This window comes from Methanobrevibacter sp. (genome assembly GCF_045114555.1).
Classification (GTDB): Archaea; Methanobacteriota; Methanobacteria; order Methanobacteriales; family Methanobacteriaceae; genus Methanobrevibacter.
Genome location: NZ_JBGUKT010000022.1, coordinates 139,178 through 162,751 on the forward strand (window position 1 = coordinate 139,178; position 23,574 = coordinate 162,751).

At 30.9% G+C, this 23,574-nt stretch carries 26 protein-coding genes; 5 read left to right on the forward strand and 21 right to left on the reverse strand.

The window, feature by feature from the left end:
- Nucleotides 1-40: 40 nt before the first annotated feature.
- From ACJMLB_RS05695 to ACJMLB_RS05770, 16 genes are all read right to left on the reverse strand, one after another.
- Nucleotides 41-745: a ribosome assembly factor SBDS gene (locus ACJMLB_RS05695; protein ID WP_295607559.1), complete on the reverse strand. Its 705-nt coding sequence runs from the start codon at nt 743-745 to the stop codon at nt 41-43.
- 322 nt (nt 746-1,067) lie between these two features.
- Complete coding sequence (gene psmA, locus ACJMLB_RS05700) at nt 1,068-1,964, reverse strand: archaeal proteasome endopeptidase complex subunit alpha (protein ID WP_405324408.1); 897 nt, start codon at nt 1,962-1,964, stop codon at nt 1,068-1,070.
- Nucleotides 1,965-2,437: 473 nt separating this feature from the next.
- Nucleotides 2,438-2,827, reverse strand: coding sequence for an Rpp14/Pop5 family protein (locus ACJMLB_RS05705; protein ID WP_405324410.1), 390 nt, complete (start codon nt 2,825-2,827; stop codon nt 2,438-2,440).
- Nucleotides 2,824-3,705: a ribonuclease P protein component 3 gene (gene rnp3 / locus ACJMLB_RS05710; protein ID WP_405324412.1), complete on the reverse strand. Its 882-nt coding sequence runs from the start codon at nt 3,703-3,705 to the stop codon at nt 2,824-2,826. Before rnp3 ends, ACJMLB_RS05705 begins: the two co-directional genes overlap by 4 nt.
- Nucleotides 3,706-3,822: 117 nt before the next feature.
- Nucleotides 3,823-4,263: an RNA-binding protein gene (locus ACJMLB_RS05715; RefSeq protein ID WP_405324414.1), complete on the reverse strand. Its 441-nt coding sequence runs from the start codon at nt 4,261-4,263 to the stop codon at nt 3,823-3,825.
- Between the two features lie 146 nt (nt 4,264-4,409).
- A complete protein-coding gene (locus ACJMLB_RS05720) occupies nt 4,410-4,958 on the reverse strand; it encodes a 50S ribosomal protein L15e (RefSeq protein ID WP_292787240.1) in 549 nt (182 codons plus the stop codon).
- 394 nt (nt 4,959-5,352) lie between these two features.
- Nucleotides 5,353-5,898, reverse strand: a complete 546-nt coding sequence (gene rbr / locus ACJMLB_RS05725) for a rubrerythrin (protein WP_405324416.1) — start codon at nt 5,896-5,898, stop codon at nt 5,353-5,355.
- Nucleotides 5,899-5,998: 100 nt separating this feature from the next.
- Nucleotides 5,999-6,976, reverse strand: a complete 978-nt coding sequence (gene bsh / locus ACJMLB_RS05730) for a choloylglycine hydrolase (RefSeq protein ID WP_405324418.1) — start codon at nt 6,974-6,976, stop codon at nt 5,999-6,001.
- A gap of 349 nt (nt 6,977-7,325) precedes the next feature.
- The gene (locus tag ACJMLB_RS05735) at nt 7,326-8,099 is read right to left on the reverse strand and encodes an MIP/aquaporin family protein (RefSeq protein WP_405324420.1); all 774 of its coding nucleotides are present in this window, start codon (nt 8,097-8,099) and stop codon (nt 7,326-7,328) included.
- Nucleotides 8,100-8,205: 106 nt separating this feature from the next.
- Entirely contained in the window at nt 8,206-9,702 is a 1,497-nt protein-coding gene (locus ACJMLB_RS05740; protein ID WP_405324422.1) for a DUF2193 domain-containing protein, read from the reverse strand.
- Between the two features lie 686 nt (nt 9,703-10,388).
- The gene (metK, locus tag ACJMLB_RS05745) at nt 10,389-11,561 is read right to left on the reverse strand and encodes a methionine adenosyltransferase (RefSeq protein WP_405324424.1); all 1,173 of its coding nucleotides are present in this window, start codon (nt 11,559-11,561) and stop codon (nt 10,389-10,391) included.
- A 117-nt stretch (nt 11,562-11,678) separates the two neighbouring features.
- On the reverse strand, nt 11,679-12,305 hold the full coding sequence (gene upp / locus ACJMLB_RS05750) for a uracil phosphoribosyltransferase (RefSeq protein WP_405324426.1): 627 nt from the start codon (nt 12,303-12,305) through the stop codon (nt 11,679-11,681).
- 203 nt (nt 12,306-12,508) lie between these two features.
- Nucleotides 12,509-13,819 (reverse strand): uracil-xanthine permease family protein, encoded by a 1,311-nt coding sequence (locus ACJMLB_RS05755; protein WP_405324428.1) that lies wholly within the window; start codon nt 13,817-13,819, stop codon nt 12,509-12,511.
- A 373-nt stretch (nt 13,820-14,192) separates the two neighbouring features.
- Nucleotides 14,193-14,672, reverse strand: coding sequence for a GNAT family N-acetyltransferase (locus tag ACJMLB_RS05760; protein WP_405324430.1), 480 nt, complete (start codon nt 14,670-14,672; stop codon nt 14,193-14,195).
- Nucleotides 14,673-14,774: 102 nt separating this feature from the next.
- Nucleotides 14,775-15,245, reverse strand: a complete 471-nt coding sequence (locus ACJMLB_RS05765) for an MGMT family protein (protein WP_405324432.1) — start codon at nt 15,243-15,245, stop codon at nt 14,775-14,777.
- Nucleotides 15,246-15,390: 145 nt separating this feature from the next.
- Nucleotides 15,391-16,584 (reverse strand): glycosyltransferase, encoded by a 1,194-nt coding sequence (locus tag ACJMLB_RS05770; protein WP_405324434.1) that lies wholly within the window; start codon nt 16,582-16,584, stop codon nt 15,391-15,393.
- Between the two features lie 754 nt (nt 16,585-17,338).
- Here ACJMLB_RS05770 and ACJMLB_RS05775 point away from each other — a divergent pair.
- A complete protein-coding gene (locus ACJMLB_RS05775; protein ID WP_405324436.1) occupies nt 17,339-17,878 on the forward strand; it encodes a TIGR00730 family Rossman fold protein in 540 nt (179 codons plus the stop codon).
- A gap of 40 nt (nt 17,879-17,918) precedes the next feature.
- On the opposite strand, the gene ACJMLB_RS05780 is transcribed toward ACJMLB_RS05775, so the two are convergent.
- The 3 genes from ACJMLB_RS05780 to ACJMLB_RS05790 all read right to left on the reverse strand — a co-directional run bounded on the left by ACJMLB_RS05780 (nt 17,919) and on the right by ACJMLB_RS05790 (nt 19,446).
- A complete protein-coding gene (locus ACJMLB_RS05780) occupies nt 17,919-18,239 on the reverse strand; it encodes a carboxymuconolactone decarboxylase family protein (protein ID WP_405324438.1) in 321 nt (106 codons plus the stop codon).
- Nucleotides 18,240-18,273: 34 nt separating this feature from the next.
- Nucleotides 18,274-18,597, reverse strand: a complete 324-nt coding sequence (locus ACJMLB_RS05785) for a carboxymuconolactone decarboxylase family protein (RefSeq protein WP_405324440.1) — start codon at nt 18,595-18,597, stop codon at nt 18,274-18,276.
- A 111-nt stretch (nt 18,598-18,708) separates the two neighbouring features.
- On the reverse strand, nt 18,709-19,446 hold the full coding sequence (locus tag ACJMLB_RS05790; RefSeq protein WP_405324442.1) for a thermonuclease family protein: 738 nt from the start codon (nt 19,444-19,446) through the stop codon (nt 18,709-18,711).
- Nucleotides 19,447-19,701: 255 nt separating this feature from the next.
- Here ACJMLB_RS05790 and ACJMLB_RS05795 point away from each other — a divergent pair, with 255 nt between their 5' ends.
- Together ACJMLB_RS05795 and ACJMLB_RS05800 are read left to right on the forward strand one after the other, a co-directional pair.
- On the forward strand, nt 19,702-20,118 hold the full coding sequence (locus ACJMLB_RS05795; protein ID WP_405324444.1) for a DUF3795 domain-containing protein: 417 nt from the start codon (nt 19,702-19,704) through the stop codon (nt 20,116-20,118).
- Between the two features lie 157 nt (nt 20,119-20,275).
- Complete coding sequence (locus tag ACJMLB_RS05800) at nt 20,276-20,773, forward strand: hypothetical protein (RefSeq protein WP_405324446.1); 498 nt, start codon at nt 20,276-20,278, stop codon at nt 20,771-20,773.
- Nucleotides 20,774-20,933: 160 nt separating this feature from the next.
- On the opposite strand, the gene ACJMLB_RS05805 is transcribed toward ACJMLB_RS05800, so the two are convergent.
- Nucleotides 20,934-21,929, reverse strand: coding sequence for an NAD-dependent epimerase/dehydratase family protein (locus tag ACJMLB_RS05805; RefSeq protein WP_296855293.1), 996 nt, complete (start codon nt 21,927-21,929; stop codon nt 20,934-20,936).
- Between the two features lie 242 nt (nt 21,930-22,171).
- Here ACJMLB_RS05805 and ACJMLB_RS05810 point away from each other — a divergent pair, with 242 nt between their 5' ends.
- Together ACJMLB_RS05810 and ACJMLB_RS05815 are read left to right on the forward strand one after the other, a co-directional pair.
- The gene (locus ACJMLB_RS05810) at nt 22,172-22,315 is read left to right on the forward strand and encodes a hypothetical protein (protein ID WP_296855295.1); all 144 of its coding nucleotides are present in this window, start codon (nt 22,172-22,174) and stop codon (nt 22,313-22,315) included.
- A gap of 86 nt (nt 22,316-22,401) precedes the next feature.
- Nucleotides 22,402-22,737, forward strand: coding sequence for a DUF2085 domain-containing protein (locus tag ACJMLB_RS05815; protein WP_296870162.1), 336 nt, complete (start codon nt 22,402-22,404; stop codon nt 22,735-22,737).
- Nucleotides 22,738-22,874: 137 nt separating this feature from the next.
- On the opposite strand, the gene ACJMLB_RS05820 is transcribed toward ACJMLB_RS05815, so the two are convergent.
- A complete protein-coding gene (locus tag ACJMLB_RS05820) occupies nt 22,875-23,510 on the reverse strand; it encodes an HPP family protein (RefSeq protein WP_405324449.1) in 636 nt (211 codons plus the stop codon).
- Nucleotides 23,511-23,574 lie beyond the last annotated feature (64 nt).

Below are 23,574 nucleotides of genomic sequence, written 5' to 3' on the forward strand. Positions count from 1 at the left end.
AAATCCATTAGCCATTAATTGCCAATAGACCTTATTATAGTTAATTTATTAATTTAGTTTCAGCTTCTCCTCCTGAGATAGAAGCCATTTTATGATTAAAATCATCTTGAAGACCACCAGGCATTTCTACAATTCCAATCCAAGAACCATCTTGTTGCCATTCTTCATTTACAATTTTTCCAAATGGGCGAATTGCAGAATAAGCATTACCTGCTGCTGTGCTTGGTAATCTAACAGCCATTTTAACTTTTTCAAATTTAATTGGGATTAAAACTTTAATTGCTTTTAAAGCTATTTGAACCTGTTCATCAACAGATTTAAATGCATCGACTTTAACTTTAGCCTCATTCATGGCATTTTCAATTCTCATTGCTGGATGTGGAAGACCGTTTTGAGGGTTAATACCTTCTCTTGCTATTTTAGCAATGACCTGTTTCCTCTTGTCTTCTTGCATCTGTCTTCTTTGTTCAGCAGTTAATTGAACATGCCCTTTTAGAAGAATTTGGCTAGCGACTTCCAAAACATCAGTAGTTCCAAATACCTTTTCCATAGCTTCCTCAGAAGCCTTGTCTCCTTTTTTGGAATCCTTGAATATTTCTTCAACAGCCAAAATGTCTTCAATTTCAATTTCTTTTTCATTATCTGGATTTCTAAAGTCTGCAGCTAAATCAGGATCAACTAAAATTTCAAATTTTTCTCCAAAAGATTCTAATCTTGCAATAATAGCATCATCTACATTTACCATGCTTACTCACCAAAAACCAATTAATTTGATATTCTTTTCATACATTTTAAAAAAATAAAAAAATGTAAAATAAATACATTAATAAAAATGTAAAAATGAAAATGAGTTCAAAATGAACTCAATAATAAAAATATAAAAATTTAAGAAATGTTAAGATATTTTTTTGAAAACTTAGGATATCTTAAGAAATCATGTGAATTATTTCCAAATCCCTTAAGTTTTTTAGATATACTTAACAATCATCCTTAAATGTTTATGTTCACTTAAGAATTTTTCTGTAAGAACAAGTTTAATTCCAAACTTTGCAGTTTCTCTTACAGCCTTACTCTTCAGAACCTTCTTCACTATTGCTTTCTTCAGTAACATTTTCATCTACTTCATCTTCAGAAGTCTCTTCGGAAGCTTCAGATTCAGCAGTTTCATCTGCTTTTTCTTCGACTACTTCTTCTTCAGCATCTTCCTCAGATTCCTCTTCCTCTTCTTCAGCATTTCTCTCAAGAAGAGCTTCAACATATTCAGATACTTCATCATCAGATAATTTTCTGTAGCTTTGAGTATCTACTTCAATGACAGCTATTTCAACGCTTTGAGCAGTGGTTCTGCCTTCAGTAGCTTCATAAAGTGCATCTAAACCTAAGTTTATAGCATCATCTAAGCTAATGTCGTCTTCATATCTTTCTTCAAAGACATCCATAGCTGCTTGTACACCAGATCCAATAGCAGTAGCCTTATATTCAATTAAAGCTCCACTTGGGTCTGTTTCGAATAATTTAACTTCGTCACCATTCACCCCACCAATGATAAGTGCTGAACCGAAAGGTCTTACACCACCATTTTGAGTGTACATTTGTTTCATGTCACAGATTTTTTTAGCTAAACCTCCAACGAGAATTGGTTCATTATAAGTTATTCTGTTAATTTGAGATTCAATACGTGCTCTTTCAATCAATGCTCTTGCATCAGCTACAAGACCAGAAGTAGCAGCACCAATATGATTGTCAATTTGGAATATTTTTTCAATAGATTTTGCTTCAACTAATCTGCTTACAGTTCTTTTATCTACAATAAGAACTACACCTTCTTTGGATTTGAGACCTAAAGAGGTGGTTCCTCTTTTTACAGCTTCTCTTGCATATTCTACTTGGAAAAGTCTTCCATCTGGACTGAATACAGTAATTGCCCTGTCATATCCAGCATTTTGTTGTTGTAAAGGTTGCATTTAATATCACCTATTTTTTTCTAAAATTTCAATTTCACATACAAATTACTTAATAAATTACATATTTTATTTAAAATCAATCCAATTTATCTAAAACAAATACAAACATAATATTTTATTAAATAATAGATAAACCAAATACTTCTTAAATTTAAAGATTATGTATTATTTAACTCATTTCATCTTATTTTCATCTTATCTTCTAAATTACAGCCTTTTAAAAAGAATAAATAAAATTTCAACCATAATTTACGTTTAAACAAATTCAAATTAATTTTAAAAAATAAACCAAACATTCTGTTATTTGGTAATATGTATTTTATTGATATTTCTGTCAATACTATATTATAATAAAGTTATTTATAAATGTTTTCAAATTTTTTATTTTATTATTGATTTAGTAAAAAAGAAAAAGAGAAATTTTTTAAAAAAAATAGAAAATAAACTAAACGAAATAAAAAAAAAAAAAGTTTTTATTGGATGTTATCCTCGTCAATGAATTTTGAAATTCCTGATTTGACTGTTCCGGAAACACCAATTGTATTGATGGCAATTTTCCTTTTGTTTTGCCTTGTTAAAGTGGATAGAGCAACCCTCACATCATTTTCATAGGATCTTCCGCATCTTAAAACTGTCTTATAATTGAAAATAGCTTCGTTATTATGAGTGCTTTCTTCAATAAGATAATGTCTCATGACCCATAAGTCAAAGTTGCTTGAATGGTTCTCTCCCCAGTATCTAATGCAAGCATCCCAGCAATATACCAACATCTCTTCCTTGGATATTTCCACTTCTGTCTTTACATCAAGAATCAAGTAATGATGGTTTTTTCTGAGTGTTGGAGGCAATACCTTTAGTTTCATGGCTCATCCTCCTCTAAATCAATATCAATATCATCATAATCAATTAATTCATCATTAAAGTCTTCAGATTCATTGAATTCTTCCAAATCACTTTCAAGATTGTCATAAGTGTCAGTGAAATCATCACTGTCTATGACTTTAACTCCCTTAATTATCATGTCTTTCCTTTCATTATTGAAGTCAACGATTTGCTTAGGATAATAATAAAATCCATTGTAGATCTCTTCATCATTAAACCCAATGGATTTGAAGAAAGCGACAATATCCCTTGTAGAACGAACATGATAAATTGATTTTGAATCAGTGGTAAGAATCAATGGGAACTTGAACTTACGATGGAACATGAGAATTTCCTTAAAGCTGCTTATTATATTTGCTCTGTATCTGCGATGATTGTTTAAAATGTCCCTAAAGCACAATTCAATAGCCACATTGTTTCTTTGAGCTTCCTTTGCCAATACATGATTCATTCCAGAATCCCTTCTCTTATAGTAAGGCCTTGACAAGACATCAATCCTATGGTTTTCACAAACGCTACGATTAACCTTCAAGTCACCGCCTAAACAGCTGATGTAATTGGATTTATTGCGATATTTATTGATTATTTTTCTAATTTCATTGGAATTAGCATTTAATATATTTATTCCCATAGAAAGTTCAGCATGCTTAAAATTATTTTTCTTATTTCTATAGGTTTGATTGAAGTCTACAGAGGATAATTCCTCAATTAAATCATCCTTATATTCAATAGCTTTCTCAAAGTTGTCATGAGAATAATTCAAATTAAGATAATCCCATCCGAATTTATTGGCTTCCTTTACCAAAGCCAAATCATCATCATAATTCTGTCCTCTTAGATTCAAGTCATAAAATTTCATTTGATTACCTTAATTAGATTTTTAAAAATAATTTTATAGAATAATCATATGGAATAATTATATTCGCATATTCAAATTATATATTTTATAATTTATTATTAATGTTTAAAATAGTTTCTAATCATTCTTTATATTGTCGGGAAATATTTCAGAGATTTTCTTAATTGCAACCTCTTTTTTAGCAGGATAAGCAGCTATTTTAATCTTTAAATGAATGCTGTCTCCACCATCAAGAATCTCCCACTCTTCTCCCAATGCCTTTTCCTTTGATAATCTTAAGAACAAATTACCCTTTTCATCCATTTTCCTGTCCAAATCATCATATAATTTAGCCAATTGATCTTCTCCAATGGATTCCACAAGACTGTTTAGGAATTCCTTTGTTTCTCTTTTTTTGGAAATGGTTCCAGTTAAAATAAGCATTTTCTCTTCCAAAAGACCTTCTGCCTCTTCCACTTCTGGTTCTGCAGTAGGCAATATATTCAAAAGAGCTTCTAAAACTTCATCCTTATCCTCATTTTCGTAAATAAAGACACGATATCTGATATTATGAATCATGATTAACAATCCCAATAATGAAATTAATTTAAATTTAATTAAAATTATAAAATAAAATGATAATAATTGAAAAAAAGTATAGATTATAATTAAAAATAGTTTTAAAAAAATAAAAAAATAAAAAGAAAAGAAAAATTAAAAAAAGATTATTTTAATCTTTTTTCACTACCTTTTCCTCTATTTCTACGGCCACGGCCTTTTTTACCAGCACTGGTTAAGCCTCTGAGAGCTCTGCTTCTGTGCTGTTTTTCACAAATCCAGTTGATTTTAGGGTCGTTTTTAATAGAAGGACTTTGTGGGTCTACTAAGATTACTTCAAAGTATTTGTATTTTCCGTCAGCCCATACCCAGTAAGAGTTTAATACTTCCATGTTAGGGTATTTTTTAGCTACACGTTCTTCACCGATTCTTTGAATAGACTTAGCCATGGTAATTTTGTTTACACCCATTCTTTTTGGTCTACGACCATGTTTGAAACGAGTTTTCCTACGTCCACCACGTCTAACTTTTACTCTTACAACCACGAAACCTTTTTTAGCTCTGTAACCTAAAGATCTTGCACGATCAATTCTGGTTGGTCTGTCGATTCTAGTGATTGCAGGTTGTTTCCTCCATTGAGGAACTCTTTGCCACATAAGTTCTCTTACATAAGACTCATCTGGATTTTTCCATGCATCTCTAATATATTTGTACATCATTTAAATAACCTCTTGTTCAGCTTTTCGCCACATCCAAAGGACAATATTTAAAATGGTTTTTTGATTAATTGTATTAGTTTAAATAGAGTAGTGAATAGCTATTTAATTATTAATCAAATTCTAAATATTATAGTCCATAAGAGTTTAATTTTTTGTTAGAAATTGCTATCAAACAGCAAATACACTAACATATTATAATATTTAATAGTAATCATTTAAAAAGTTTTTGTATAAAAACAGATATTTTAAAATTGGGAGAAGATTGATAGACTATTAGAATAAATCAAAATCAAATATGAAAAAATAAAATACTAGTTAATTCTATAAAAAAATAAAAAAAAACTAGTTAATTCTATAAAAAAATAAAAAAAACTAGTTATAGTTTAAAATATTAGATATAACTTGTGTCTTGTTTTCTGAAGTGTGCTTGTGGGTGATCACATAATGGACAGACTTCAGGTGCGTCTTTTCCAATATGGATGTAACCACAGTTATTACATTTCCATGCAATCTCTTCATCTTTTTTAAAGACTTTGTCTGCTTTTATCTTAGCCGATAAAGCATTGTATCTGTCTTCGTGTGCCTTTTCAGTAGCACCTGCTGCATCAAACAAATCTGCAATCTCATCGAATCCTTCTTCTCTTGCGGTTTCTGCAAATTCCTTATACATTACAGTCCATTCTTCATGCTCACCTGCTGCAGCATCTGCAAGGTTGCTTAAAGTGTCAGACACTTTTCCACCATTTAAGAGCTTGAACCAGATTTTTGCATGTTCTTTCTCATTGTCAGACGATTCCTGGAAAATATCCTTGATTTCCACATAACCATCTTTTTTAGCTTGAGAAGCATAGAATTCATATTTTACACGAGCTTTAGATTCACCAGTAAGAGCTGCTTTTAAGTTTTCTTCAGTTTTTGTTCCTTTTAAATCTGCCATAATAATTCCTCCTAAGATTATAATTATAATAATCTAGTTTCAACCATAAAAACTTTTTAAAAATTGTATAAAAAATTACAATAAATAAAAAGATTTTAAATCAATTTACAAAATTTATTTGCGCCTCATCAATTAAGGGATAAATAATCAAACTGTCGCCATCAAGATCCTCTTTATTTAAGTCTACAGCAGTTATTTGATGATTATCATATGTTTTATAATATAAAATACCCTTATTTGTGTTGTAACAGGATGAATAAATTGTATATTCATATAAATCAGGATCATCAATAAATGTCAATCCTTTCTGCTGTTCAACAGATGCCAAAATATGGAAAAATTGAGAAACGCTTTCACTTTCACTTTCGCCAGAGAATGAATTTTCTTTAGTGAATGCCACTTTTGCAAATCTTGATGAAGACGACAAGTCACCAGGAAGTCCAATTGCACCCATACCTCTGCTATAAGTATCCAATTCAAGGTCTTTAGAGAAAGTATTTTCCGGTGTTTTAATAGACAAGTTCCTATAATTATTCAAATTGAATAATTGCATGTCAAAGGTAGGATTATTAGTTAAAACCCCAACGGGATTATCATAAACTTTCAATCCATCTTCTAAAGGTTCAACAATAATAGATGAATTCTCATCAGCAATCATCCAATGAAGAGGAGATAAAGGTAAGTTTTCCGAATAGTTTATATTCACTAAATTAAGATTCAGAAGTAATTCTTTAACATCCTCTATCGACTCAGACTGCGATAACAAATAAGGAATGAATTCAAATGGTGTCACATTCACCATATCGTCCTCAATTTCCCTATAAACAGCATTGCCCGCAAAGTTAAGACCTGCAATAGCTACTCCTTTTTCATTGCAAGCGTCATAATATAAGGGATATTCATCAATACCTGCAGTTATACCAATTATCGCATAATGAGATTTCATATCTTCTATTTTCCTGAATTTAAATTCATAGTTTCTTGGAGTGATACAAACCCTCTCATTATATGAAATTTCATAGTCAAAGTTTCTGCCAAAATAATGTTTTGCTGTTAGATATTCACTTGCAGTGCACATAATTGACTCCTCACCAAATTAATCTAATAACTGTTCAGATATTTTTGAACTTATTAGTTAATCATATATTTAAACTATCTAATATTTAAACTTTTATATAAAAAAATTAAAAAATATTATGCAACTGTATAAAATTAAAATGATAAAAAATGGTCAAAATAATAAAAAAACTAAAAAAAGTGAAAAAATGCTCAAAAATTTAAGAAAAAAGAATCGGAATATTGAAAAATACTCAATATTGTAATGAAAACTTTTAAAAAAAAAGTGTAACCAGTTAAGAGTAATTACTCCCAACTAGTGAAAAAGTTTTGGTCCAGGTTTTGCGCTCCGAAGGAGCGAAAAAGCTGGGTTATTCTTCAAATGGTTGTGGCAATGCACAAGCATCGTTTCCTTTAGCTAAGTATGAGTATACTAAAGCTGCAAGGATAGCGCCTACAATAGGGCCAACTAAATAAATTGGGAAGAATCCCCAAAGGTTAGCTCCACCAAGTAAGGTGTCCATTAAGTAAGGACCAAAGGTACGTGCTGGGTTAATGGATGCACCAGTGAATGCACCAAGTACAATGATTACAGCAGCTACAGTCATACCAATGGAGATACCTGCAACACCAGGGTCTGCTTTTTTATCCACAGCAACACCCATTACAACAAGCATCAAGAAGAAAGTACCGATACATTCTGCAATCATTGCTGGAATATATCCTACACTCAAACCAGGCGCAGTAGCACCTAATCCTCCAATTGTTACAGCAGGAGCACCTAAACATACAAATAATAATAAACTTCCTAAAACTGCACCGATCGCTTGTGCTACGATGTAGTAAACACTATCAATTAATGAAATGTTTTTGCTTACAAGCAAACCGATTGTTACAGCAGGGTTTAAGTGTGCACCTGAAATTTTTCCAAATAAGTAAATACATGCCATTACAGTTAATCCGAATGCAAGTCCAATAGCTAACCAGTCTCCTAAACCACCAAGTAGTCCAATACCCGCTGCACCAGGATCAACACCATCATCAATAAGTAAAGTTACAACTGCAGATCCAGTACCGAAGAACACTAGGAAAAAGGTACCAATAAGCTCTGCAATGAATTTTTTAGTAATATTACATGAAGCCATAATTTCTCTCCTATATTTAAATAATCTTATACTAATTAAGTTTGAAACCTTAAAAAAAATAAAGATAACTTAAAGAAAAATCTTTAAATTATCCAATAAAACTTATTTATACAGATTCTTTCCATTGACAGTATTCGTGTTTTGCATCAATCATACATGCAGCACAGTTCTTACATCCTCTTACAGGGGAACCAGGAACTTCCTTGTTAAGTGCAATGATGTTAGTCATCATGGTAGCGGTTACAGGTTCAGGAGTAAGTAAGCAAGGGTAGTCTGCAAGTCTCATTAATGAAGAGAATCTTACTGTAATTCCACAAGCAGGGTAAGTGTATCTTTGTGGATTCATAAGTACTTCATTTTCAGCAATAGCACTTAAGTCAACGTCAAATCCAGCAGCTTTAGGCACAAGGTCAATTTTTTGACTGCTTCTAGCTTTTCTAGCATTGTTGATTGAAGTGTAACCTCTATAGATCATGTCCATAAAGTCACAGTTGTGCAATTCTGCAGCTGCTCCTCTGGTAGGGTATTGTTGTACGAAGTTGTGGAATCTTTTGGTTAATAAGTCTACAACCATAGGTGCATTGAATCCATCTAATTCAAGAATGTATTCAGCAGCACATGCAGTTGAACCGGTTGCTAATGACAAGACATTGTAAGGGGTTTTGAAGTTGTCAACATTAGCTTTTAAGGAAGCTTCCATAACTTTTGCAGTTGCTTGAATAACTGCTAAGATTACGTCATCCTTACACATGTTGTAGCTTGCTTGACCAATGTGGTGACCAATATCTCCAACACAGTATGCCGGCACGGTTACAATGTTACCATAGTGTACGCCATCATCCATTGCAGCTTTTACAACAGAAGTCATTTCCTTTTTGTATCCTAACATGAATTTTCTTACATCAAATGAGGAGTGACCTGCATCGTCCATTAATTTTCCTTGAGCTTCTACAGGCTCTTTGTAAATCATTTGCAATGCTTCAATTTCTTTTTGAGTTGCTTCAGCAGCAGTTGCGCCAGCTTCAATAGCGTTTGCAAATGCATCTCCAACACCATAGGAAGTGTTCATACCCCAGGATTTTGCAGATAAAATAGCTTGCTTGTGCATTACAGGAATGTCAATGGTTTGCAAGATTTGGTTTACTACATTAGAGGTACTACCAGGCATCAATGCAAAGTCCACTACACAGGTAGGACCATAGAATCCACCATAACGACGAATGGATTCTTTTGCAATCAATGCTTCATTGTCAGCAATGGCCTTAATGAATACATCCATGCTGTCTGCAAATTCACCATCTTCCTCACATAAGATTTCAAGTACAGGAGGAGTTTGGTAATGTTCAATAAATGGATCATCTTCCGGTCTGATTGTTTCAGTTACAGAAGTCAATACTTTGTAATGGCTTTCTACAGATTTCTTGTGCAAGTCAATTACAGATTCTGCTTGTCCATCTGCACAGGTCATGCCTGCTACAGCATCTGCATAAGGTTTTGCATCAACAATCTTGAAGTCATTGTATCTATTTTTAGAAATTACATCAATATCTGCTTGAAGTGCAGCTACTGATTCATTAATCATTTTTTCATATAATTCTTTCATCATAACACCACATTATATAAAAAATTCGACCGCTAAAGTTTATTTTATTTTAAAAGGTTAAATCAATTAGTTTATTCTAAAAGGTTAAATTAAATTAAATTAATTTAAAATGTTAAATTAAATTAATTCATTCAATATGTTAAATTAAAATAAACGCATTAAAGATTAAGATTATATTAAAAAATAGATTAAAAAATATTTAAATCAAATAAAAATAAGAATTTATCTTTATTTTGATGAAATATTGAATAAAAATCTATAAAGTATAATCTTCTCTTATATTATAATTAATTGAATAAATATATATAATTTTTGAAATGATTCTAAATTATACTAATAATCTATATTCGTTAAAAAAATAAGAAAAAATAAGGGGGAGACACTATGTTAAAAAATAATAAAAAATAGATGTGGAATTTGATTTAATTTAATTGAATATATGATTAATTAAAATGATGTTTTTAACAAAAACTATTAAAAATATTTATCATAAAATTTGTTAAAAAGAAGAGAACTGAAAAACATCATGAATGTAATGTATTTATCTACATGATGTGTTAAAAATAGTAAAAAATATGTAAAAAATATAAAAAATAATAAAAAATAAAAAAAGTAGAAACTTCATAAAGAAGTCTCAAGATTCAAGAAATAAATATTGAGAATAGATAAAAGAAATAATTTTAAAATTATTCTACAATATATTTCTTTAAGTCTTCAGCTTTATCGGTTTTCTCCCATGGAAGACCTTCAATACCGAAGTGACCGTATTTAGCGGTTTGCTTATACTTGGTAGATCTTAAGTTCAAGGTTTCAATGATTCCATCAGGAGTTAACTTAAAGTTTTCACGAACGATTTCATCAAAGGATTTGCTGGTCTTCACTTCAGTTCCATAGGTATCCACCATAACGGAAGTCGGTTCAGCAACTCCAATTGCATAGGAAATTTGGATTTCACATTTTTCAGCAAGTCCACTTGCTACAATGTTCTTTGCAATGTATCTTGCCATGTAACATGCGCTTCTGTCCACTTTAGTGCAGTCCTTACCTGAAAATGCTCCACCACCATGTCTTGCATAACCTCCGTAAGTGTCTACAATAATCTTACGACCTGTTAATCCTGCATCCCCATGAGGGCCACCGATTTCAAAGACACCAGTTGGGTTGATGTGTTCTTTAGTGTTTTCAGTCATTAATTCCTGTGGAATGACTGCTTTAAAGAGCTTTTCACGAATATCTGCTTTAAGTTGCTCTTGATTATTGGACATTGTCTCATCATGTTGGGTTGAAAGAACAATTGCATCCAATGAAAGCACATTTCCGTCCTTATCATAGTTTACGGAAACTTGAGCTTTACCATCAGGTCTTAAATATGGAATTTCACCAGTTTCCCTTAATTCTGTTAATTTATTTGTAAGCTTACGTGCCAAATCGATTGGGAATGGCATTAATGAATCAGTTTCATTAGTTGCATAACCGAACATCATACCTTGATCCCCAGCTCCGCTTTCTTCACCTTCACGGTCTACACCTTGCTTGATGTCTGGAGATTGAGCATGAAGCAAACTGACTACTTCACAGTTATGACCATCAAATTTCAATTCAGGATTGTCATATCCAATTTCAATAATAGTGTCTCTAATGATTTTTTCAATATCTGCTCTGGTGATGTTTGCAGTTGATGTGACTTCACCAAACACTAGACAAAAATCAGTTGTAACACTAGTTTCACATGCTACGTGAGCATGAGGATCCTGTTCCATATATGCATCTAAAATTGCATCTGATATAATGTCTGCAACTTTATCCGGATGCCCTTGGGTTACTGATTCGGATGTGAATGTTTTATATACTTCACTCATTTTTTCACCATAATAATTTAATTAATATTAATTGTTTAAATAAAAAATTTTTTATCTTTTATTATTTTTCTATTTTATATATATTAATACTTTTGTTTATTTTATTATAGCAAAAAATTATTTAGTACCATAAATCCTATCTCCAGCGTCACCAAGACCTGGAACGATATATTTATTTTCGTTTAATCCTTCATCCACAACTGCACAGTAGATTTGAACATCAGGGTGATTGGTTTCAATGACCTTAATTCCCTCTGGTGCCGCAACAATGCATAAAAACTTAATTGCTTTAACACCATCTTTCTTTAATCTGTCAATGGTTGCTGAAACGCTCCCACCAGTTGCAAGCATAGGATCTATAATAATGGCTATCCTATCTCCAATTCCATCAGGCATCTTGTAATAATATTCAACAGGCTCAAAGGTCTCCTCATTACGGTAGAGACCAATATGTCCTACTTTAGCATTAGGAATTACATTGATGATTCCTTCAACCATACCCATACCTGCCCTTAAGATAGGCACAACAGCATAATTGTCTTCATTAAGCTTACCTGTTTGCATTTTTGCAAGTGGAGTTTCAATTTCTGTTTCCTCAAGCTTTGCATCTTTTGTAGCTTCATAACATAATAGAGTGGAAATTTCTGTAACAAGCTCTCTAAACTCTTTAGTACCAGTATTAACATCTCTTAAAATACCTAATTTATGTGTAATTAATGGATGATTCAAAACAATTTCATTCATACTTTATCTCCATGTTTTTAAATAGTTGAATTTTTATTAATAATATCTATGTATTAAATAAAATAAATATATTTTTATTTAAATCATAAAATAGATAAAAATTTTAAAAAAAGATTCTGTAAAAAAATATATGGGGAAATATTAAAATAGAAAAAAAGAAAAAATAGATAAAGAATATTAAAAAAGAAAAAAGAAAAAATAGATTAATGAACTTCAGTGAATTCATTATCATCTTTTCTTTCTGGAATAAGTAAATTAAGTATTACACCAACAATTGCTGCAAGAGCCATACCGGAAATGGATACTGATAAGTCACCTTGAACTATAGATAAGGTAGCTCCACCTAAACCTAAAACCAACATGGTAGCTGCTACAACAATGTTCTTGTTGTTGTTGAAGTTCACTTCCTCTTGAATCAAGAGCTTTACCCCATTAACTGCAATGAAACCGTAAAGAAGAATAGCTACACCACCGATTACAGGGTTAGGCATAGCTGCAAGAAGTGCAGTTAAATGTCCAGAGAATGCAAAGAGAATTGCAAAGACTGCAGTCAAACCGATTACATAAATGGATGCAACTCTTGTTAAACCTACAACTGAAGTGTTTTCACCGTAAGTGGTGTTTGCAGGACCCCCAATGAATGCTGCAAAGAAGGTAGCAAGACCGTCACCAAAAAGGGTTTTGTTTAAACCAGGATCAGAAATCAAGTCACGTCCAATGATTTCACCTAATACCTTATGGTCCCCTACATGCTCCACCATAGTTACAAGAGCAATTGGAACAATTGTCAAAAGAGCTGCAGGATTGAAGCTATAGTTTACAAATGGCATATAGAAATCAGGAACTTCCAACACGCTAGCTGCAAAGAATCCTGAGAAGTCAACCATACCTAAGCAAGCTGCTACAGCATATGATACAATAATACCAATCAAGAAAGGAATAACCTTAAGCATTCCTCTACCACGAATAGCTATTACAGCAGTTGTCAAGAATGCAACAAGTGCAACAATAAGATTATTGATTGGAACTACAGCTTGGTCGAGACCGATTTCCTGAATTGCAGTAGGAGCTAAACATAAACCGATAACCATAATCATAGGACCTACAATTACTGGAGGAAGTAACTTGTTAATCCATTCATTACCAGTAATTCTGATGATTATAGCAATAGCCATATAAACTAAACCTACAACCATTAAAGCTGAGAAAATACTTGACTTACCGCCAATAGCAAATCCTGCAATCATAGGAGCAATAAAAGCAAATGAACTTCCCAGATATACCGGACTTCTATTCCGTGTACAGATTACATAAATAAGTGTACCTATCCCTGAAGCAATCAAAGCAACTGGAACAGATAGCACAGGTTCGCCAACAGTGGTGTTAACTACAATCGGTACTAAAATTGTAGCACCAAAAATAGCACATAAACGTTGAAGGGATAATAAAATCAACTCAAAAACAGGAGGTTTATCCCATAAACCATAAATCATATCACTATCATTTTCACTCATTATATCACACTATAAATTAAAGAATTAATAATTTAATTAATTAATAAGAATTATAAAAAAAATAAATAAATTAATTCAAAATTTATTAATTAATTTATTATCAGATTTATATTTATTAATCCCATTATTAAAACTTTTTTAAAACTTTTGAACAGAGTGTGATTTTCAATAAAATAAATGAATTTTTTATAAAAAATAGTAAGAAAATTATTAAAAAATGAACTATTGATTAAATTATTAAATATAAATAATGAAAAAATGAATCAATTTTAAAAATAAATGTAAAAATAGAAAAAATGAAGATGATAAAAAGGTTAAAAAAATAAAAAAATAAATAAATTAAAGATTAAAAAAATTATAAAAAATATTTAAATTAATCTTCATTTACAAAATCATCCAAGGATTTTCCTGTAAAGTGGAAAACATCCCAATCCTTCTCTTCCGCACCAATGGACTTATAGAATTCCTTGCTTGGCTCATTCCATTCTAAACAGGTCCATTCAAACCTGCCATATCCTCTTTCTTTTACAATCTTAGCAAGTTCTCTAAGCAATGCCTTTCCATACCCTTTTCCACGATATTCTGGGTCGATGAACAGATCTTCAAGGTGCATATTGACATTTGCAATGTAAGTTGAAAAGCTTAAGAAGAAAAATGCAAATCCTATTTCTTTACCGTCTTCAAGAGCAAAAATGACTTCTGCTTGATTTTTATCGAAAATCCAATACTTTAAAGCTTCTTCAGTAGCTATCACTTCATCTAAACGATGCTCATAATCAGCTAATTTCTTAATGAATTCCAAGATTAAAGGAACATCCTTTTCTTCTGCATTTCTAAATGTTAATTCTGGCATAAACAATCCCCAATTATTTGATGGTGAAAATCAGTTAAATCAAAAATAAAAAAAAATCAATTATTCAATACAAATATAAAAATTAGTTAAAATAACTAAAAGTTATTCTAACTCAAATAATTTATCTTCATAATCTTCAACAAAATATCTTATATTCTTTCTTCCTTTTGTAATGAATCTATGGCCTTCATATTCAAGCATTTCCTTTTGATATTCCACTCCTCCAGGATATTTTGGATTCAACTCCCCATCCTTTTTAAGAGTTCTCCAAAATGGTATCTTATTATCCTCTCTTTCCTCACTTGCTTGAGCAGCTAAAGAAATGAAAATACCTGCAGTCAAGGGACAAGTAAATTCCGCACCATGTTTCTTTGCTAAAAATTCTCTAATTTGACCGGTAGTAATCAGTTTTCCCTTTGGAATCTTAGCCATGATTTCATTGTACTCCAATGGAGGAGCAATCAGCATATCCTCTCCACCATAACGTTCAATAGATTTTTCATCTGTAACTTTTATAATTTTAGGCATATCTTTAGAATCGTTTAGTTTTTCATTGAAACTTTTTCTCGCCATAATATCACAATTAGAACTTTTCATTTAAAACAAAATTTTTTAAAATAAATTAACATCATTCAAAAAGTTAAAAAATTGATCTGTAAATCTTAATTGAACTTAATGAGTTATAAAGATTTCTACTTGTTCTTATATCTTAAAACTATTATCCGATCAAGTCATTCAAAGCCTTTTCAAACTTATCAGTGATTGCTTCCCAATCATTGGACTTGACATATTCTCTTCCTTTTTTGGAAATCTCTTCATATTTTCCTTCATCAAGAATCCTTTGAGCAGTTTCCAAAACTTCCTCTGCCTTTTGAACATATTCAATTCCATTCCCATATCCGAACTCTTTGGAAATTCCTGGAAGCTCTGTTGCTATAACTACCTTTTCCATAGCCAAATACTCATAAAGTTTGATTGGGACAATATCCTGCATAATCTCTTCATCAATGTAAGCTGGAAGAAGACAGAAATCTGCAGAGGCCAAAAATTCTGGAATCATTTCATAAGGCTGCTTTCCAGTTAGAATCAGTTGATCACCAAGATCATAATCCTCCTTAATCTGAACCATCTTGTCATATGCATCACCATCCCCTACAATGAGAATCTTCATGTTCGGATACTTTTCCTTGTTTTTTCCAAGTTCCATAGCCAATTCCTTCATACCTGCAAATTCATAGATCCAACCCATAAAGAATAGAACTGTGTCATTTTTATCTATGTTATACATATCCCTTATATTTGAATCATCAAGTTGAGGGTCAAAGTCATTTAAATCAATTCCAGCATCAATTAAAATGGTTTCATTTGGATTAGCACCCAAATCCATTGCCAGTTCTTTAAGTTTTTGATTGATAGTAATTACAAGGTCAGAACGTTCTATTGCCTTGATGTTGACTTTCTTTCCAAATGACTGAAATGTCTTTTCTGGAATAAGTGCATATAGCACATCAATCAAGTAGTATACAAATGGAATATTATGTTTATTTGCAAGCTTTGAAGCGGAATAAGCATTAAGCAAACCCAATCCCATGATTACATCTGGCTTGAATTCTTCAATTTGCCTTTTGATTTCCTTTTTATGAGTATAATATAATGACATGTAGTTTAAAACTGGTTTTTTAATGAAAGAAGGCCTGATTACTTGAATGTCTGCTTCTGGCTTTACTTTGAATACATTGTCATGAACTTCCCTTTTGAACATGAATCCATCAGGATCCTCTTTTGGCCAATCAATAGGATAATCTATAACTTTCACTTCATGTCCACGCAGTACCATACGGTCCATCAAATGGTGTTGCTGATGTGGATTTCTCTTTAACCAGTCTGATTCTTGAACTACTAATATTTTCATAAACTCACCAAATTTCCAAAAAAGAATTATTATTTATTTATATGTAATTTTTTATTTAAATAGATAAAGAATTATAAAAAATAAATTTCTAATTAAAAATTGATTTTCTAATCTTAAATCAATGTTATAACGAAATAAAAACAATATGCCAAGTTTAAATCAACATTAACCTCTAATTTTCCTATTATTTTATAAACAAACAAAGATAATTTAATTTTAGAGGTTTTTTCACTCCATTAAAAAATCACCCATTTTCGAGAAAATTTTGGAGGTGATAATATTAAAATTTCGGTTAAAGAAAATTCCTTTTAATCATTGAAATCAATTCCCAGATTTCATTCAAAGAATTTTTCTTTTACTTTGTCGAAGTTTTGAAATTAATTATCCTCCTAATTAAATAATTAATTTCCTAAAAAAAAACTAAAGTTAGATTTCTTTGGAGTGAATTTCCTCTACTTTATTTAACTAGTTTACTAAATTAAAAAAGGGCTAAAATGCCTTATTTTAACTCTAATTTCAAGCAAATGTTTAAATATTAAAAATAGTAAAATATTAATTGATAATACTAAGTATTATTAGAAATTATTATTTAAAATATTTTCTTGAAAATGGGATTATTAAAGGAACATTACTTTCCTTTAATAATAAATTATACTATTTTTATTCTTTAATTATAATTTTTCTATAGCTTTTTTATTAATTAAACATACAATAATAAATATCTATTCATTTTAAAAATAATAATTGTGATAATATGAGAATTTGTCTTTATGGTGCTGGAAGCACTCAAATAAAATCCAAATATACTGAAGAATCATACAAATTAGGTGAGGAAATAGCTAAAAGAGGACATACTCTCGTATTTGGCGGAGGATCTACAGGGGTTATGGGTGCTGTTTCAAAAGGAGCAATAGACAATAATGGAAAAGTTATAGGAATTGCACCTGAATGGATGGAAGATTTTGAAGGAATCTGCAGAGATTGCGATGAATTCATTTATACAGAATCCATGGATGAGAGAAAAAAGCTATTTTTAAAATATTCAGACGCTTTTATAATAGCTCCTGGAGGAATAGGAACCCTTGATGAATTCTTTGAAATAATCGTATTGAAGAAATTAAAACAGCACAGCAAAAAGATAATACTTTTTAATCTCTTCGGTTATTATGACCCTATGTTAGAAATGCTTGATTTTATGTTGGAAGAAGGAGTAGTTAGAGAAGAGATTGATAAGAACACCTTTAAAATAGCGGATTCCATTGAGAAAATTTTTGCACTTCTAGAAAAAGAATAATGTAAAAAAAGTAAAAAAAGTAAAAAAATAAAATAACTAATCAATCATACAATTTATTTACCACTTCTAAAGCCTTATTAAATGGCTGCATACCTGAAGTTAAAAGAACCACCTTTAAAACATCCATCATTTCATCACGGCTAATGTCAATTTCCTTTTTAGCTTTAGAAACCTGCTTCAAGAAGGAAGAGCTTTCAGGTTTAGTTGCTGAGATTGCAATAGCTATTAACTTTTGAGTCCTGTAATCCAAAGTTTTGGCATTCCAAACATTCTTATCCAAATTTTCAATGGAATCGTACAGTTCAGAATCTTCTTCTTTAATTCTGCGAATGCCTTTACCGTAAAATACCTTATCACCCATAATTTTACACCTAAAAAAATAATAAACTATTATATTACTCTTCAAAAACTTTATTAGCAATTTGCAAGGCCTTGTTGAATGGTTGCATGCCTGAAGTCAACAATACAACTTTCAAAACATCTACAACTTCATCACGAGTGACTCCCAATTCCTTTTTAGCACTCATGATTTGCTTTTCAGTTGCACGACTGTCTGCATTGGAAGCAGCAATTCCAATAGCTATTAACTTTTGAGTCTTATAATCTAATGCCTTTCCATTCCATACAGCATCATTTAAAGCAACAATAGCTTGGTATAAATCCAAATCTTCCTCTTTTAATTTTCCCATACCTTTTCCATAAAATACTTCTTTTTTCATTTTAAAAACTCCAAAAAACGTTATGATTAAAAAAAATAATCATAATTATAATAATGTTTCTTTTGAAAAATATTTAATGCTTTTGTCACTAAATGATGATAAAAAGTAAAATTAAGGTTGACAAACCTTACAAGGCTCGTAACCTTGGCTGATTGCATCAGACCTACTTTTGAAAGTGACCTTGTTTTTCTCAGAGATCTTCTTTCCCCATCTGCATGTAGTGTAATGGAACTTATGGCTGTTTGCACTTGCTATATAAGATCCAGAGCCTGAACTGGATGAAGAGCTTCCACTGCTTGAAGAACTGTATGAACTTACATACTTTGAGTATCCATCTGAATTAGGGGTCCAATCATATGGATAAAACTCACTTGGAGGCATATACATGACTTCAGCAAGCCCTTCCCTTAAAAGCATTTCATTTAGGTTCTTGCCGTCCACAATGACAACAGCCAAATATCTGCCATACTTATCAGTGTTCTTTGAATCATCAATATCCAAGCTTACCTCCTTATTCAAGCATAATTTCTGAACAAAACGTTTAGAGCAAATATAACCTTCAACTCCTCTTTCAGGAGTGTTTACCCCTACAAAACGCACCTTTCCAAGCCCATCCACTTCAATGGTATCTCCATCAGTTACATAAGTACATAATCCAGTGAATTCCCCTTGGCAATCAGTATCATCAAACTTGCTTAGGATATCATCATTTGACAAATCAGAATATTTTGAGTAAGGTATGTCATGAGTGAATCCAGTTCCAGTATAAGCTGATCCTGCAGATAAAATAGAAAATCCTAAAATTAGGATAATTAGCAAAATTAATAAATTCCTACCTTTTAACTTCATATTAATCCCCCTTTATTCAAATAAATGAAAATAAATTTATTTTAAAATAATTAATACTATTATATTATTGGAAATATATAAAACTTATCTTTAAATGAAAAAGCAAAAGAATTGAATAAAAAAGGAATAAAATAAAAAAGAATTTAAAAAATAAAATTAAATAAAAAAAGGAAAAAAATAAAATTAAATAAAAAAAAGGAATAAAATAAAAAAGAATTTAAAAAATAAATTAAAAAGATAAGTTTAGTGTTGAAAATGAAGATGCCTGAAAAGATTGATACTATAATGTTTGCACCTTGTGGAATGAATTGCAAGTTATGCATAAAACATTTATCCGAAAGCAACTCATGCCCTGGATGCCTTATTGATAGTCCCAATAAGACCAAGAATGCATTGAAATGCAAAATAAAAAAATGTCTTGAAACAAAAAGAGTCAAATATTGTGGCAGATGCAGTGAATTTCCTTGCAAACTCATTAAAAAGCAAGACAAGAATTATAAGAAGAGATACAATTTTTCCACATTAGACAATGCAAAAAGAATCACTTACACTGGAATAAATAAGATAATGTTGGAAGACAGCATTAACTGGAAGTGTGAGTCTTGCGGAGGAATCATAAGCATTCAGGAGCATGTCTGCAGCGAATGTGGATTAAAAGATGATGGTAAATAGTTTACTTATTTCTAAAAAAAAGATAAGGGGAAAATAGAATAAAAAATTATAAATTATATTAAATATTAAATAATATAGTACAAAGCTTATATTAAAAATTCAAATTAAGATTAATAGAATAATAAAAATTTAAAATATATTTAAAATAGTGGTATAAATGAATCCAATTAAATGTCCTAGATGTGGAAAAATAAACGATGGAACTACCGATTTCTGCATTTACTGTGGGACTATCTATGATGAATACAATGCAGAGGAAGATGATTCCAATGTCTTCTTTATTCCTACACGTGGAGGAAAAAAACAAGAAGTCAAACTAAATCCTATGCCTGAAAACCTCTCATCCGGAAAAGAAAGTTACAGATTGATGATTATCATAGGTTACCTATTTGCAATATTAGGTAGTGTGCTCGGTTTTATTTTTGCCATTTATCTGATAACAAGAAAAGATTCAAATGCTAGAAAGCATGGGTTAGTCCAATTAGTTGTTTTAATAGCTGAATTTGCACTAATCGGTTTCTTGATTTTCACTGGTCAAATGGATCCGAACATTATCTTAAATCCATTCAATACCACAAACATGACTCAAATGTACAATTCAAGTGCAATGAACATGAGTGGTTCCAGTAATTTATCCAGTTTATTTGGTTTTTAAATAAACCATTTTCTTTTTTTTATAATATAATTAAAATAGCTCTTTTTTAAAAAAAATAACTTAAGAAACAGAAATAGAAATAGAAATAGAAAATAAGTGAAATAACTCTTTTTAAAAAATAATTAAAAAATAAAAAATAGTAAATAATTAAAAGAGATAATTAGAACTCTGCATCTCTTTCAATGTTTTCCCAGTTGTCTGTAAACCAACCATAGACTCTTTCTAAACCATCATCAAATGAAACAGTTGGTTTGTAACCGAGAATGTCTTTTGCCTTATCAATGGAAGACAATAACTTGGTTTTAGCATCCCAATTACGTCTTGCAACATAAGCGATTCCTTCAGGGTTTCCAGTTAATTCATTGACTTTATTCGCCATATCAATAACTCTGTGGTCCTTACCGGAACCAAGGTTAATGGCTTCACCAATAGCTTCCTCTTCAACACCCATTGATAAGAGACCATTTACAATATCTCCTACAAAGGTCCAGTCTCTGGTTTCAGATCCATCACCGGTAATAGGCAATGCCTGTTTAGTCATAGACCAGTAGAAGAAATTAGGAATAACATTTCTGTATTTTCCAGGAACTTCACCAGGACCGAATACATTAAAGAATCTTGCATTTACAATAGGCATGTCATATAAATTATGGAAATAATTGGTATATAATTCACCAAGCAATTTAGTTACTTGGTAAGGAGTGTGCAATGAAATAGAAATGTCATGTTCTTCAAATGGCATTTTAGAGTCTAAACCGTATACTCCACAACCAGAAGAGGAATATACAAATCTTTCAACACCAGTAAGTTGAGCATATTGAAGAACTTTCAAGATACCTATACCATTTACCATCAAGTCAGTTTCAGGATTATCCACACTGTTTTGGTTAGCAAAGTGAGCAGCCAAATGGAATACATAATCCGGTTTCATTTTAAATACTCTCTTTAGCTCTTCATCATCCAAAATGTCTCCTTGAATAAGCTCAACATTTTCATTTGTAGGTACATTCCATTCATAAGCGGAAGACATATTGTCAAGTATAATCACTTTTTCTGCACCTAATTCTGCTAATCTTCTTGTTAAGTTACTTCCAACACAACCTGCTCCACCAGTTACTAATATGGTTTTATCTTGATATTCATTATATTTAGACATAAAAATCACTTCATAGTTAATAGTTGTTAAATTTGTTTAAATTAATTAAAAATAATTTTAACTGTTTATATGTTATAGGATATGTTTTTATTATTAATAAAATTATTCAATATGAAAAAAATTTTAAGGGGATGGGAACAATTAGACGCAATTAACTAAGAATTAATTAAGTAAATTTAATTAAATTTAAATAATAAATAGGAATAAAATAAGATTAAATAATATAATTAGAGGGTGATAGAATGGATCTTGGTCCTGAAGAATTTTTAATTTATGAAACTTATTTTGAAAATGACGAAAATAATGTAAATAGGAATGAAGGATGTTGCAGTACCTTAATAGTACTTGCAGTACTTTTTATAATAGTTAATGTATTGATAGTATAAACCTCTTTATCGTAAAATCTATTGATTATAGACCCTTGATTGTATAAGTCTCTTTAAAGAATAAATGTTAAAAGAAAGGTTAAAAAATGAGTGTATTCGATTATATCTGTCATAGAAGACCTGAAAGAAGCTTCTTTTATAAAGGACGCCAATTTCCTGTTTGCGCAAGATGCACAGGGTTTTACATTAGTGGAATAGCTAGCATAATCCTTATAAAATTCTTCCCGGTTCCCTATTCATTAACAACTCTATTTTTAGGAATCCTCCTTTTAATCCCATGTGCAATCGATGGATTCACACAGCTATTTGAAATGAGAGAAAGCAATAACACTCTCAGATTCATTACAGGAATTTTAGGGGGAATAGGCTTAATTTTAGTCTATGAAATCATGATAGAATTTTTTGTATTCAATTTCTTATAAAAATGGCTTAAATAACTAAAATTAGAATAAAATAAAAATAGGAACCGAACAGATAAAAAATAAGAACAGGAAAAAAATAAAAAAAAATAAAAAAAGAAAAAAGGAGAAATTTTAAAATCTAAAGAGATTTGAAAATATTAGCGTCTTGCACGACCTACTTTACGTGCAATAACAAGTTCTCCAACAGAAATAAGGCCTGCAAAGAACTTTTCAAGACCACCAGTTGCCCAAATGGCTTCACCAAATGTGGCATTTTCAATATTTTTCTCATACTCTTCGGCAGTGATTTTTACACCAGTTGTTCTTGTAGAGATTTTAGCGGAAGCTTCCATCAATTCATCCCAACTGACTCCTCTAAGCTCTTTTTCCATAGCTTTGTAGATTTTATTTACTTTAATATCATATAATGAAGACATGGAATCTACAATATCTACTGATCTTGTAACACCGATTACCTGATTTTCATCATTGATAATAGGAATGCTGATTAATTTATTGTTTGAAGCTGCAATAACAACATTTCTTGCCGCTTCATTTTCATTAATGGTCATGATTTCCTCAACAGGACTCATAACATCAGCAATGGTTGTCTTTCCTTCACGTAATCCTTTGGTTATGTTGAATGAGGTAATCCAACCTTCCAATTTCATGTTTTCATCTAAAACAGGAGCAGTAAATCTTCTGTACTCTTCCATTTTTATAGAAACGTCTTCTATAGAATCATTTTTTGAAACAAAAACAAATTCCTTATCCATCATCTCTTTAGCTTTCATTTTAAACACTTCTCCATAAGATTTTAAAAAATCTGTAAAAATAATCCATTATCCAATTTTATTT

Coding starts and splice junctions, on each gene's coding strand:
- ACJMLB_RS05780 (WP_405324438.1), bottom strand. CDS start 18,239: ATGGGTGATAAGGTATTTTACGGTAAAGGCATTCGCAGAATTAAAGAA.
- ACJMLB_RS05720 (WP_292787240.1), bottom strand. CDS start 4,958: ATGTACAAATATATTAGAGATGCATGGAAAAATCCAGATGAGTCTTAT.
- psmA (WP_405324408.1), bottom strand. CDS start 1,964: ATGCAACCTTTACAACAACAAAATGCTGGATATGACAGGGCAATTACT.
- ACJMLB_RS05760 (WP_405324430.1), bottom strand. CDS start 14,672: ATGCCAGAATTAACATTTAGAAATGCAGAAGAAAAGGATGTTCCTTTA.
- ACJMLB_RS05775 (WP_405324436.1), top strand. CDS start 17,339: ATGAGAATTTGTCTTTATGGTGCTGGAAGCACTCAAATAAAATCCAAA.
- ACJMLB_RS05795 (WP_405324444.1), top strand. CDS start 19,702: ATGAAGATGCCTGAAAAGATTGATACTATAATGTTTGCACCTTGTGGA.
- rnp3 (WP_405324412.1), bottom strand. CDS start 3,705: ATGAAATTTTATGACTTGAATCTAAGAGGACAGAATTATGATGATGAT.
- ACJMLB_RS05705 (WP_405324410.1), bottom strand. CDS start 2,827: ATGAAACTAAAGGTATTGCCTCCAACACTCAGAAAAAACCATCATTAC.
- upp (WP_405324426.1), bottom strand. CDS start 12,305: ATGAATGAAATTGTTTTGAATCATCCATTAATTACACATAAATTAGGT.
- ACJMLB_RS05735 (WP_405324420.1), bottom strand. CDS start 8,099: ATGGCTTCATGTAATATTACTAAAAAATTCATTGCAGAGCTTATTGGT.
- metK (WP_405324424.1), bottom strand. CDS start 11,561: ATGAGTGAAGTATATAAAACATTCACATCCGAATCAGTAACCCAAGGG.
- ACJMLB_RS05740 (WP_405324422.1), bottom strand. CDS start 9,702: ATGAAAGAATTATATGAAAAAATGATTAATGAATCAGTAGCTGCACTT.
- ACJMLB_RS05800 (WP_405324446.1), top strand. CDS start 20,276: ATGAATCCAATTAAATGTCCTAGATGTGGAAAAATAAACGATGGAACT.
- ACJMLB_RS05805 (WP_296855293.1), bottom strand. CDS start 21,929: ATGTCTAAATATAATGAATATCAAGATAAAACCATATTAGTAACTGGT.
- ACJMLB_RS05815 (WP_296870162.1), top strand. CDS start 22,402: ATGAGTGTATTCGATTATATCTGTCATAGAAGACCTGAAAGAAGCTTC.
- ACJMLB_RS05810 (WP_296855295.1), top strand. CDS start 22,172: ATGGATCTTGGTCCTGAAGAATTTTTAATTTATGAAACTTATTTTGAA.
- bsh (WP_405324418.1), bottom strand. CDS start 6,976: ATGTGCACTGCAAGTGAATATCTAACAGCAAAACATTATTTTGGCAGA.
- rbr (WP_405324416.1), bottom strand. CDS start 5,898: ATGGCAGATTTAAAAGGAACAAAAACTGAAGAAAACTTAAAAGCAGCT.
- ACJMLB_RS05790 (WP_405324442.1), bottom strand. CDS start 19,446: ATGAAGTTAAAAGGTAGGAATTTATTAATTTTGCTAATTATCCTAATT.
- ACJMLB_RS05785 (WP_405324440.1), bottom strand. CDS start 18,597: ATGAAAAAAGAAGTATTTTATGGAAAAGGTATGGGAAAATTAAAAGAG.
- ACJMLB_RS05715 (WP_405324414.1), bottom strand. CDS start 4,263: ATGATTCATAATATCAGATATCGTGTCTTTATTTACGAAAATGAGGAT.
- ACJMLB_RS05765 (WP_405324432.1), bottom strand. CDS start 15,245: ATGGCGAGAAAAAGTTTCAATGAAAAACTAAACGATTCTAAAGATATG.
- ACJMLB_RS05695 (WP_295607559.1), bottom strand. CDS start 745: ATGGTAAATGTAGATGATGCTATTATTGCAAGATTAGAATCTTTTGGA.
- ACJMLB_RS05755 (WP_405324428.1), bottom strand. CDS start 13,819: ATGAGTGAAAATGATAGTGATATGATTTATGGTTTATGGGATAAACCT.
- ACJMLB_RS05820 (WP_405324449.1), bottom strand. CDS start 23,510: ATGAAAGCTAAAGAGATGATGGATAAGGAATTTGTTTTTGTTTCAAAA.
- ACJMLB_RS05770 (WP_405324434.1), bottom strand. CDS start 16,584: ATGAAAATATTAGTAGTTCAAGAATCAGACTGGTTAAAGAGAAATCCA.